Origin of the sequence: Paraburkholderia sp. BL18I3N2 (assembly GCF_003001875.1) — a bacterium.
Taxonomy (GTDB): Bacteria; Pseudomonadota; Gammaproteobacteria; order Burkholderiales; family Burkholderiaceae; genus Paraburkholderia; species Paraburkholderia phytofirmans.
This window is the reverse complement of sequence record NZ_PVNC01000045.1, coordinates 1-11,181: the sequence shown is the minus strand read 5'-3', so window position 1 is coordinate 11,181 and position 11,181 is coordinate 1. Positions and strand designations below refer to the sequence as shown.

The 11,181-nt window shown below is 64.9% G+C and carries 6 protein-coding genes and 2 pseudogenes; 3 read left to right on the top strand and 5 right to left on the bottom strand.

The genetic code is table 11. From position 1 onward, the window contains the following. Positions 1-3,174: adenylate/guanylate cyclase domain-containing protein (locus tag B0G75_RS39575; protein WP_106314923.1), on the bottom strand; the 3,174-nt coding region annotated here is incomplete at its 3' end. A 264-nt stretch (positions 3,175-3,438) separates the two neighbouring features. Here B0G75_RS39575 and B0G75_RS39570 point away from each other — a divergent pair. Next, the gene (locus B0G75_RS39570; RefSeq protein ID WP_106314922.1) at positions 3,439-5,667 is read left to right on the top strand and encodes a SulP family inorganic anion transporter; all 2,229 of its coding nucleotides are present in this window, start codon (positions 3,439-3,441) and stop codon (positions 5,665-5,667) included. Between the two features lie 106 nt (positions 5,668-5,773). On the opposite strand, the pseudogene B0G75_RS39565 reads toward B0G75_RS39570, so the two are convergent. Next, positions 5,774-5,980, bottom strand: a pseudogene (locus B0G75_RS39565) (transposase); the annotation flags it as partial. On the opposite strand from B0G75_RS39565, the gene B0G75_RS39560 reads away from it, so the two are divergent. Continuing rightward, complete coding sequence (locus B0G75_RS39560; protein WP_374956964.1) at positions 5,919-6,260, top strand: methyltransferase domain-containing protein; 342 nt, start codon at positions 5,919-5,921, stop codon at positions 6,258-6,260. The pseudogene B0G75_RS39565 and the gene B0G75_RS39560 overlap by 62 nt on opposite strands. 46 nt (positions 6,261-6,306) lie before the next feature. Here the strand turns inward: B0G75_RS39560 and B0G75_RS39555 are convergent, their stop codons facing one another. From B0G75_RS39555 to B0G75_RS41800, 3 genes and pseudogenes are all read right to left on the bottom strand, one after another. Continuing rightward, entirely contained in the window at positions 6,307-6,603 is a 297-nt protein-coding gene (locus B0G75_RS39555) for a DUF4242 domain-containing protein (protein WP_258194960.1), read from the bottom strand. Between the two features lie 18 nt (positions 6,604-6,621). Then, on the bottom strand, positions 6,622-9,384 hold the full coding sequence (locus B0G75_RS39550) for an AAA family ATPase (protein ID WP_258194963.1): 2,763 nt from the start codon (positions 9,382-9,384) through the stop codon (positions 6,622-6,624). A 141-nt stretch (positions 9,385-9,525) separates the two neighbouring features. Beyond that, positions 9,526-10,218: pseudogene (locus tag B0G75_RS41800) on the bottom strand (adenylate/guanylate cyclase domain-containing protein); the annotation flags it as partial. Between the two features lie 416 nt (positions 10,219-10,634). Between B0G75_RS41800 and B0G75_RS39545 the strand changes: the two are divergent. Beyond that, positions 10,635-11,181: DUF1326 domain-containing protein (locus tag B0G75_RS39545; protein WP_106314919.1), on the top strand; the 547-nt coding region annotated here is incomplete at its 3' end.

Below are 11,181 nucleotides of genomic sequence, written 5' to 3'. Positions count from 1 at the left end.
GTGCGCGAGCGCGCGGCCGCGCGCCGCGAACAGCTCGGCCCAAGGCAGCGGTTCGCGCCTCGTGTAGTCCTCCAGTGCCGTCACGTAGAGCAGCACGCCGGCCGGATCGCGGGCCGACAGCATCGCTTCGATGGCGTCGCGGTAGAACCAGAGGTGGTTGTGGCCGACCGCGCCGAGGCGCAGGAGATTCTCGCCTTCCGCCAGGAGCCGCGCACGCTCGTGGTTCTCGTCGACTGCGCGGGAGAGCGCCCCCAGGACCTTCGGCGCGCAGAACTGCGTGCCGACTTCGCGCGAGATCGCGAGCGCCTCGCGAAGCGCTTTCACCGCTTCGCCGCGGGATCCATCGTCCAGCCATACGCGTGCCTGCATTTCCAGGTTCTGCGCTTCGAAGCGGCGCGCGCCCAACTGCCGGATCACCCGCATTTCCTGCTCCAGATGGACTCGCGCAGCCTGCATGTCGCCTAGCTCGTAGCAGGCGAATACGCCGAGCGTCTCGCCCAGCAATTGCGCGCGCGGCTGCCCGATCAGCTCGGCGGTGCGTGCGGCGGCAACGGCGTCTTCGCGCGCCTGCCGTGCATCGTTCAAATAGATGCGGCTGAAGCCCTGCATCGAACGATTCGCGACTTCGATGCGGCCGAACCCGTGCTCGTGGCTCAACGCCACGCAATCGCTGAAATGGCGAAACGCAGTCCGCATGCGTCCCTGCGCGTACGCGGCATCGGCGAGGCCGCCGAGCGCGCGGGCTTCCGCCTCCGGCAGGCGCAGGCGCCGCGCATAGGCGAGTCCGAGTTCGTGCTCGGCGTTGCAGGCATCGATCTTCCCGAGCGGAAAGAGGATGTTGCCGCGCAAATGGTGAAGGCTCGCGAGTTCGGCCACCCGGTCGTCGCGCTCTGCGATACCCTGTGCGGCTGCGAGCAGGTCTAGCGCTTCTGCGAGACCTTCGCTGACGCGTAGATCTTCCGCAAGCCCGAGCTGGCAGCGGCACAGACTGGCGTCGTCGGGGGCGGCCGCCAGCGCCGCGCGATACGTGGCGATCGATCCGGCGATGTCGCCGAGGTCGCGCTGGAGCTCGCCCTTGCAACAGCTCAGGGCGTGCCGGTCCGCGTCGGTCTGCGCGATCTCGAGGCCGCGCTCGGCGAGGCGCAGCGCGGCCTCGACCAGGTGGGCCGCGCGCTGCGCGTCGGCGGCGGCCAGATAGGCCCGCGGCGCGCATTCGTCCTCGGCGCGGTCGAGATGCTGGGCGTGCAGCGTGGGGTCGCCGTGCGCGAACCAGTCGGCCGCGCAGCGGTGCAGCGCGCGCCGGCGCGCACGCAATAGCGTCGAGTACGCGCTCTCCTGAATCAGCGCATGGGCGAACAGGAAGTCCTCGCCCTCCGGCAGCACGAGCGTATTGGCGAGCAGACCGACACAGGCGTAGCCGGGATCGTCGATGAGCCGCCGCAGCAACGCAAGGTCGAAACGCTGGCCAATCACGGCGGCCGCCTGGAAGGCGAGGCGGTCGCGCGGCGCAAGGCGGTCCATCCGCGCGAGCACGAGGCTCCGGATCGAGGCCGGCACGGCGCTGCCGCTACCTTCCTCGGCGTTGCGCAACAGTTGCTCGAGGAACAGCGGGTTGCCGCCCGCGCGCTCGATGAAGGCGAGGGCGACTCGTTGCGTCGCGTCAATGAAGTTGCCCGCGAGGCTCAGGGCTTCGTCCTTTCGCAGCGGCCCGAGATCGATCGTTGCAAAGGGGGTGTCCCGGCAGCGCGCGCGCCACGTCGCGTCGATCGGATCGCCTTCCACGCGCGAGGTCGTCACGAGCAGGCCCGGCCCGTTCGCGATGCCCAAGGCGAAGGCCGCGAGATAGTCGAGCACTTCGGGGTCAGCCCAATGAAGGTCTTCGACGACGATCAGGGTCGCCGTTTGCCTGCATGCGTCGTCGATCAGTCTCGTCGCGAGCGCCTGCTTGCCGCGCTTGCGCGCGCCGTGGTCCATCGCATCGTAGAGGGCTCGCCATTCGCCCGCGAGCGGCAGGTCGAGGAGGTCGTGGAGGAACGTGTGCTGCTCGGCCTTGACGGCGCCCTCAGCGGCAAGACGCGCGGCGGCGGCTTGCCGCGCGTCGCTCGATGCGCCGGCCGGCAGGCCGAGCAGGCTGACGACGATCGCGTGCACGGGATCCTGGCCCTTGCCCATACCGAAATCGAGCGCCAGGCCCCGATGGATCACAAAGCCCTGCGACTGCGCATAGCGGCGCATCTCATCGACCAGACGCGTCTTGCCGATGCCCGCTTCGCCGCGCACATGGACGACATGGCCGGCTCGTCTCGCGACGCACGCGTGGACGATGCCGTGAAATTGTTCGAGCTCGGCCTGACGCCCGACGAAGCGGCTCTGGTTCGCCCTCGCCGCGTCGCTCGCGATGGCGCGCAGCCGCCAGGCCCGCACCGGCGTGTCGATGCCCTTGAAGCGTTGCTCACCGAGCGAGTCGCAGACGGCGGCGTCGCCGAGCGCGCGCGCCACGTCATCGGAAAGCCAGGTCTCGCCTGCCGCCGCCGCGGTCTGGAGCCGCGCGGCCAGGTTCACCGGATTGCCGGTCACGGTGTAGTCCCGTGCGTCGACGCAGCCGAGCGTGCCCGCGACCACCTCGCCGCTCGCGATGCCGATGTGCGCCTGCAACGTCCGCGCCGCCTGTGCGCTTAGCTGTATCAGCGCGTCATGGATGTCGAGCGCCGCGCGGGCCGCGCGCAGCGTGTCCGTCTCGTGCGCGCGCGGAGCGCCGAACAGCGCCATCACCGCATCGCCGATGTGCCTGTCGGTCGTGCCGCCATAGGCGAGCACGATGCTGTCGACGAGCGCCGTGTAGCGGCCAATCAGCGCGCGCAGTTCCTCCGGATCAAGCGTGCGCGACAGCGCCGTGAAGCCGCAGAGATCGGCAAAGAGGATCGTGACCTGCCTGCGTTCGTCCGCGGGGGTCTCGAAGACGTTGGGCGCCCCCGCTGCCGGCTGGGCCGCCGCTGCCGAGTCCCGCGCGGCAGCACCGAGGATGCGTTTGCGGTGGCCGAGCGACTGTACCCCGAGCTCCTTCAGATCCCTGTCGGTCAACTGCGCGAGCAGCGACAGATCGATGTCGTTCGTCGCGAACGCCTGCGCGTACTGCTCGAGCCCCAGGGCCTGCAGCCATTGTTCGATATCCATGCCCGCCGCCTGCGTCCAATGCCGGGCGGCGCGCGCTCCGTTGGGCGGCCCGCTTCCGGTTCCTTCCCATCGGCTCAAAACGCAGACAAAACGCGTGCGCAGATTGCCGATGCGAACGGCCCCGAGCCTGTCGGGGATCGTGTGCCGATGAATAACCAGTGTAGGCGTCCGCCACGGACCACGTATGGCGTTTGACAGGCTTTCGTTCGAGGACGGATACTGGATCGCACCCCATCGTGCCGCCGCATTCCACCGGGAATTCACGTGAAGCCGGGCCAGACCGTTTCCGTCTCCGACGTCCCGCCGCGCTCGCGCTTCGCGGGGCTGCCCGGCGATCTGGCGGCCGGGGCGGTATCCGCACTCGTCATGCTGTGCTACGCGATGAGCCTCGGCACGATGATCTTCAGCGCCGACCTGGCCCGCTACGCGATGCTCGGTGTGCCCACCGCGCTCGTCAGTTGCGTCGTCACGGCGCTCGTGATTGCCTTGACGAGCTCGATGCGCCTGAACATCGGCGGGCCCGACAGCAATGCGGCGGCGTTTCTCGCCGGTGTGGCGGCGGGGGTCGCCAGCAGCGTGCGCGCGGACGGCGGCTCCCCACAGACCCTCCTGCTGACCGTGCTGATCGCGATCGCGCTCTGTTCGCTCGTGACCGGCATTGTGCTCTACGCAATCGGTTCGTCGAAGCGCAGCCGCTCGCTGCAGTTCCTGCCTTACCCGGTCCTCGGCGGGTTCCTCGCCGGCACGGGCTATCTGCTCCTCGCCGGCGCGTTCCGCGTGATGACGGGCGAGTCCCTGCAATGGCATACGCTCGCGCTATTGACTCATCTTCACTGGTTCGCGTGGCTCCCCGCGCTCATCGTAGGCGTGCTGGCCACTATCCTGCTGCGCACCTGGAAGCACGTCGCCGCGTTGCCGCTCACGCTGGCCTTCGGGATCGTCCTCTTCTACGTCCTGCTGCGCGCTGCGGGCCTGTCGATCGACCAGGCGCGCGGCATGGGACTGCTGTTGCCGCACGTGGCGCTGCGGCTCGCCGGACTGCCGGAGCTGCACCTGACAGCGCAACTCGCACAGGGCGGCGTCGACTGGCCGGCGATCGCCGCACACCTTCCGGAGAGCCTCGTGGTCACGTCGGTCTCGGCTGTCACGATCCTGATGAATTCGACGGCAATCGGTGCAGCGACAGGCGAGGAGGTCGACCTCAATCGCGAGATGCGGGCGGCGGGCCTCGCCAATCTCGCGAGCGGGCTGTTGGGCGGCATGGTCGGCTATCAGTCGTTCAATCGCTCGATGCTCAACGCGCGCGTCGGCGCGACGAGCCGGATGGCGGGCGTGTTCGCGTCGCTCGCGTGCCTCGTGGTGCTTGCCGCGTCGCCCGATCTCGTTGCGCTCTTTCCCGTACCGGTGCTGGTCGGCCTTCAGCTTTTCATGGGGCTGCGCCTCCTCGTGCAGTGGGTGGTCGGTGCCTACGCGAGGCTCAACTGGTATGAGTACCTGCTCGTGCCCGTCATTCTGGGCGCGATCGCGGGCTGGGGCGTGATCGTCGGCGTGGTCGCGGGCGTCGTCGCCGCTTGCGTGATGTTCACATTGCTCTACGGCCGGGTCAGTTGCATCCGCATGGAATTCGACCTCCGCACCCGGACCTCGAATGTCGAGCGCAGCATCGAGGAAACCGAAGCGCTGCGCGGACTTGGCGCGCACGTGTGCGGAATGTGCCTGCAAGGGTTTCTCTTCTTCGGTACAGCCAATTCGATCCTCCAGCACATACGCGAGCGGCTCGCCGCGCGCGATCTGGCTGCGGTCAGATTCGTCGTGCTTGACTTCGCGTCGACCCAGGGCATAGACGCGTCCGTATCGGTCAGCTTTGTCAAGCTGCGGCAGCTCTGCGCGGCGACGGACACGGACCTGGTCTTGACCGCGCTGCCGCCGCGCTCGCGCGATCTGCTCACTAAAACCGGCACGCTCAATCTGCGGATTCGTGAATTCGACACCCTGGATGCGGGCCTGGAGTGGATCGAAGATAAACTGCTCGGGTCGGGCGCTCTCGCGCTGAAGCGCGGTGACGATCTCCACGCGATGCTCGCGCCGTACTTCACGGCCAGCGCGCTGGATACACTGTTCACCTATCTCGAAGTGCATGACCTCCTGGGTGGCCAGCCACTGTTTCTTCGCGGTGAGCCGGGCGACGCGCTGTACATCGTCGAACGCGGCCGGGTCGCGGTTTCGCTGCCGCTCGTAAACGGGCGCTCGGTGAGGCTGCGCGCTTCTGGCCCGGGCACGGTTGTTGGCGAAATGGCCGTGTACACGCAGCAGCCGCGCAGCGCGGACGTTTTCGCCGAGGCGCCGACGCGCGTGCGCAGGCTCTCGCTGGCCGCGCTCGTTGCTCTCGAGCAAGACAACCCCGCAGCCGCGCAGCAGTTTCATCGCTTTCTGGTGAAGGTGATCGCGTCGCGGCTCGCCCTCGCCACCGAGGCCCTGCGCGCGGCCTACTGAGCGGTGGGCGCAGGATGGTGTTCGGGGCAATTGCCGTGGCGCCTGGAAGGCGGCCGACGCGCGGTCGGGACTGAACCCAGTGTCGCGAAGATACGAGAAGCGTGCTTCAGCGGGCTGAGTCCGCTATCCGATAAAGCGAGCAATCTGCTCGCAGAACTCGCGTGAGATTGCAGACGAGGACGTTCAAATTCATCTCGGACCTACGTTGTGGCAAGCCGCGCATCAGGAAGTGCGTGTAGCCCATCCAATGCTTGAAAGTTCCGAAGACATGTTCGACGGTTCGTCTATGCACTGTCAGCGCATCAGGTGTCCGTTGCGAATGCCAGTGCCGTTGTCACGACGGAAGTCACCAGCCCGTGCTCGACAATGCCGCCACCAGACAGGGGTCCGATAGCCGTATCGAATGGAGGCAAGCGGACGCGCTCGATCTGCCGTTCGACGATGTCTCGTTTGACGTCGTTTGCTGCCAATTGGGCGGGATGTTTATTCGCAATCGGGTCGTCGGTTACGTCCAGGCGCGTCGCGCACCTGCTCTAAGCCTGTGCGCGAGACTCGCGGCTCGCGCCGATGTTTCCGCGCCACCCGCTGACTAACGACGACTCGTTCCGCCGGGCACTGCTTCATGCGCGTGGCAGACGCCTAATTGAACATTTCCGGCCGCAAGTCGCTGACCTCGATGATCACATCAGCCGGCAGGTTCGCCCGGCGTGCAGCGGCGCGAATTGCTTCGGCGTTGGGCGCCTCGTACAGGCAATATGTCTTCTTCTTGTCCGCACTGAGAAACGAAAAGAGCCATTCGACACCCTCCTCGTCGTTGATCCGTCTGACAGCGTCCGCACTTTCGGTGGTGACCTCGAGCTGTTCCGCGAAGTTTCGTTCAATCATGAATCGTGCCATGAGATTCTCCTCATTGGTAGTGGCATCGTGCGCTTCCAATCCCGCGATCCGGGCCCGCTAGAGTCTGAGCGTTGCGCTTGCCTGAGCGCGAACAATGCGCTCGACGAGCGCAGACATCTTTAGTTCGTTCGCTGCAGCAACGGCATCGGCAAGCAGGTGCTGTGCTCGTGCCCGGTCGTCGGCTGCATTGCGCGCCGCCAGCATGAGTGCGTATTCATGCCGCCCATGCGCGAGCCAGGGCCGCGCTCGCAAGCGCTCGTCCAAACGCAGCCCGTATTCGAAATGCTCCTCGGCAGCGGACCAGTCGCCCAGAGCATGGGCGAGCATGCCAAGATAACGCGCTGCTGACCCGCAGCACAGCGTAAAGACAGGAACGGTGACAACCTGGTCCCGGAACGGCAGAAGAAGCGCATAGACCTGTTCAGCGCGCTTGAAGTGGCGCAGCCGCGCGGCGACTTCCGCCAGATACGTCAACGTAATGAGCCGCTTGCTGTCGATGGAAATACCGGACTCCGATTCCATGAGGCGATCGAGATTGTCGCGGGCCTGGGCTTCGAAGCCGAGATCGCTACAGATCAGCATCAGTCCGGGTCGCCACGCAGAGCTTGCGGAATGTTCGTCGACGAACCGCTTGAAGAGCGGCGCCACCTCGGCAAGCCGGCCTTGCTCGCGGCGTATCGTGAACATCTGCATGCCGTAGACGCCCGTTGCGAGTGTAGCGTCGACCGTTTGCGCCATTTGGAGCGACTCTCGGGCCCTGTGCTCCGCCGCGACGAATTCACCGGCGAGTATGGCCCGCATCGCCTGCGCGCCTGTCACACACCACTTGTCGACGAAGTGCTGCCCGCTTGCGGCGATTTGCCGATACCTTTCGAGCGCGCCCTCGAAGCGTTCCACCTCGCCGATCTCCAGGTAGCCGGCGAGACATCGGGCGCAAGCATGACCTACGGTGTGCGCATCGCCGAGATCTTCTGCAATCCGGCTCAACTCCTGCAACAATCTTTCGCGTTCGGCAAACTTGTCCGCGGGCAACGGCCGGGCTCCGACATGCATCATCTCGCATACCAATGCGTCGAACAGGCTCGGCAGGTCGTTCAGCCGCCTGGCAAGGGCAACAGCCTCCAATGCCAATTCGTCAGTTTGTTCACGCGCACCCGTCATGTGAACGGTGCGCACGAGTCGACTCAACAGGCGACAACGCTCGACCGACTCCTCAGTGCCGACCAGCCCGAGCGCTTCCTTGAGCAATGAAAGCGACGCGGTGCCGGAGCCTTCGAGGAACGTCTCGGCGGTATCGAATCCCAATGCCGCCTGCACGAGAAAAGATGGCAGCGTGTGGTCGCGGGCAATCTGGGCAGCCAGCCTGAACGTTGCAATCGCCTCGCGCCGCGCCAGCCTGAGTTCCGCTCCGCCTCTCGTTAGTAGAAAGGATACCTGATGGATAGCCCGATCCTGATCGCTGAAAGCGCATCGGTTGAGCAGTTCCAGTCCGCGCTGCGCGTGCGCGATCGCTTCATCGTAGGCCGCGCCCGAAAGCGCCCGTTCCCCGGCTCGCTGCCAATAGCCGATCGCGCGCTCGGGCAGCTCGGCCGCAGTGAAGTTCTGGGCGATCAGTTCAGGTTGCCGCTGGGCGACTTCAGGATAGTGCTGCTCCAGAGCGATGGCGATCCGCGCATGGTATTGGCGGCGGCGCGCAAGCAATAGCGATTGGTACGCGATCTCCTGGATCAACGCATGCCGGAACATATACGTGTCACCCTCGGCAGGCGTGCCAGAGGCCGGAACGATGATTTCCGCTTCGACGAGGCGGTCAAGCGTTTCCGGTAATTCGTTCTCGGGCTTCAACGCGATCAGGCCAAGCAGCTTACTGCCGAACTCCCGCCCCACTGTGGCCGCGATCTGGGCCGTTTCCTTGACGATTGGCTCCAGCCGGTCGAGCCGCGACAACAGCGAGCCCTGCAGCGTGTCCGGAATCGCAATTGTCTGCGGCGTTCCCTTCAATTCGTAGCTGACACCTGCGTCCTGCAACAGATCGCCCTGCAGCACTGTCTTCGTCAGCTCCTCGACAAAAAGCGGCACGCCGTCCGTTTTGGACAGGATCTGATCGAGTACGAGATCCGGAAGCCGCTTCCCATCGGTTAGCCGTTCGATCATCGCAATGGAATCACGGGGCGACAGGCGGTCGAGATTGAGTTGTACGAGCTGTGGCCAGGCCCATTCCGGTTCGAACTCGGGCCGCGTGGTGAGCAGTACAAGCAGCGGGGCGGCCACCAGTCGCTCGAGCAGGAGCCGGAGAAACTCCTGCGACGACGGATCGATCCAGTGCGCGTCCTCCACAGCGACGAGCACCGGCAGGACGCGCGCCGATGTTTCGACGATTGCGACGAGCACGTCGAGCGTGCGCCGCTTGAATGCAGGCGATGAGGAGTCGATCAGCGGATGGCGCGCAACCGCCGGAATGCCAAGCAAGGTCGTGAGCACGAGAACCGCTTCGTCGACATCGACTCCGAGTCGTGCGATTACCGCCTGCAGCGCTGCGAGGTCCACGGCGCCAGACGTGTCGGGTCCGAGGCCAAAGTCGTGACGCAACCAGCGCAATACCGGCCAGAAAGGACTATTGCGATAATACGGGGAACAATGAAGCGGCACGACCCGATGGACGTCTCCACTGATGCTATCGCCGAATGCCCGGAGCAAGCGGGATTTTCCGATTCCCGGCTCGCCGATCAGCAGCACGCAGCGCATTTCGCCATCGACGCTCTGCTTCCACTGCTGTCGGATCATCTCGAGTTCCGCGGCGCGTCCGATGAGCGGCGTCATGCCATGGGCTGCCTTTACTTCGAAGCGGTCGACCGCATCCGTTTGCGCGAGCACGCGCTGGACCCTGACCGGACCAGAGACGCCTTTCAGTTCTTGCCAGCCGAGGTCTTCGAGCAGGAATGCTCCTTCGATCAGGCGTTGCGTCGCGGGGCCCACGACGATTGCATCGGGCCGGGCGAGCGATTGCAGCCTTGCCGCAACGATTGGCGCCTCTCCGACGATCGCCTGGCGATCCAGCGTGGACCCCGCGCCGATTGCGCCAGCGACGACAAGCCCCGTCTCGATGCCGATCCGGACCTGCAGACGTACGCCGTGCTCGACTTCGATGCGGTCGTTGGCCTCGCGCAGCGCCGATACGACGGCGAGCGCGGAAAGTGCCGCGCGCACGGCATCGTCCTCGTGTGCATTCGGGTACCCGAAATAGACGAGCAATCCGTCACCGAGGTAAAGCGCAATGTGACCTTCGTGAGCCTCGATCGCACTGGCGCAGGCTTGATGGTAGACGCCCAGCAGACGTCGCATGTCTTCGGGATCGAATCGCTCGGCAAGCCCGGTCGAATCAATGAGATCGACGAACATCACCGTGAGTTGCCGTCTCTCGGCGTCGATGACTGTGGACGCGGCTGACGGAAGCGGCTGACTTCGTTCCTGCGCGCGTTCGAGCGCGCGCCCGTGAATTGCCGTGCGCGCCGCTAATCCCTTTGCGAGCCGCTTGCGGTCACCCAGCGTCAGGCCTAGTTCCTTTAACTCGCTATCCGAAAGATCACCGAGCACATCCCAGCCGATCCCTTCGGAGGCGAACCGCGCAGCGCACCCACCGAGGCCAATGTGCATCAGCCATGCCGTAAGATCGTCAGTCATCGCTGGATCTCTGGGATACCATTCAGGCTATGATCCGCGAGGGAACCCAACTTGTCCATGTACCTCCGCGTGTATTCCAGCGATTGCTTGATAAAGTGCCATACATGGCCGCGTGTTCTGGTATCGCTTAAATAAGGGCACCGGAAAATGTGACAGGACGATTCGCTGAAATCCAAAGACCCTCAGAGCCGTACCGCACGAGTATGGCCGACATTTGGGCGTCATCTGCTGGGCCTGGAAACGACGTCCAATATCCATCATCGCTTTTCATGTGTGACGCCAATCACAACAGCCCCGTGCCCACTCGACCCAAGCTTTAACTCACCTTTTCCCTCGCATACACTAGATTCGAACGACCTTACTCGTCGCGGGGTACACGGAGGGCAACCATGATTCCCTGGGAAATCCAAGGCACCGAACTGGTCAACTGCAATTGCTCATACGGTTGCCCGTGCCAATTCAATGCACTGCCGAACAACGGCTTCTGCGAAGCGATGGGCGCCATTTCGATCAGCAATGGTTACTACGGCGACGTGCGACTAGACGACCTCAATATCGCGGTCGTGTTTCAGTGGCCCGGGCCGATCCACGAAGGTAAGGGCAAGTGCCAGCCGATCGTCGACGAACGGGCCAGCCCGGAGCAACGAGAAGCGATTCTGAAAATCATGACGGGGCAGGACACCGAGCCGTTCGCCACAATGTTCTCCGTCTTCGCATCGACGCTCGAGCATGCGTTCGATCCGATCTTTACGAAGATCGACTTTGATGTCGATGTCGATGCCAGACGCGGCCGGATTCACGTCGAGGGCGTATTCGACGTCGTCGGTGAACCGATCCGCAATCCAGTGACGGGCGACGAGCACCGCGTCCGAATCGACCTGCCTCACGGGTTCGAATACGAACTTGCCGAGATCGGCTCCGGCACCAGCCGCTCGC

Coding starts and splice junctions, on each gene's coding strand:
- B0G75_RS39550 (WP_258194963.1), bottom strand. CDS start 9,384: ATGACGCCGCTCATCGGACGCGCCGCGGAACTCGAGATGATCCGACAG.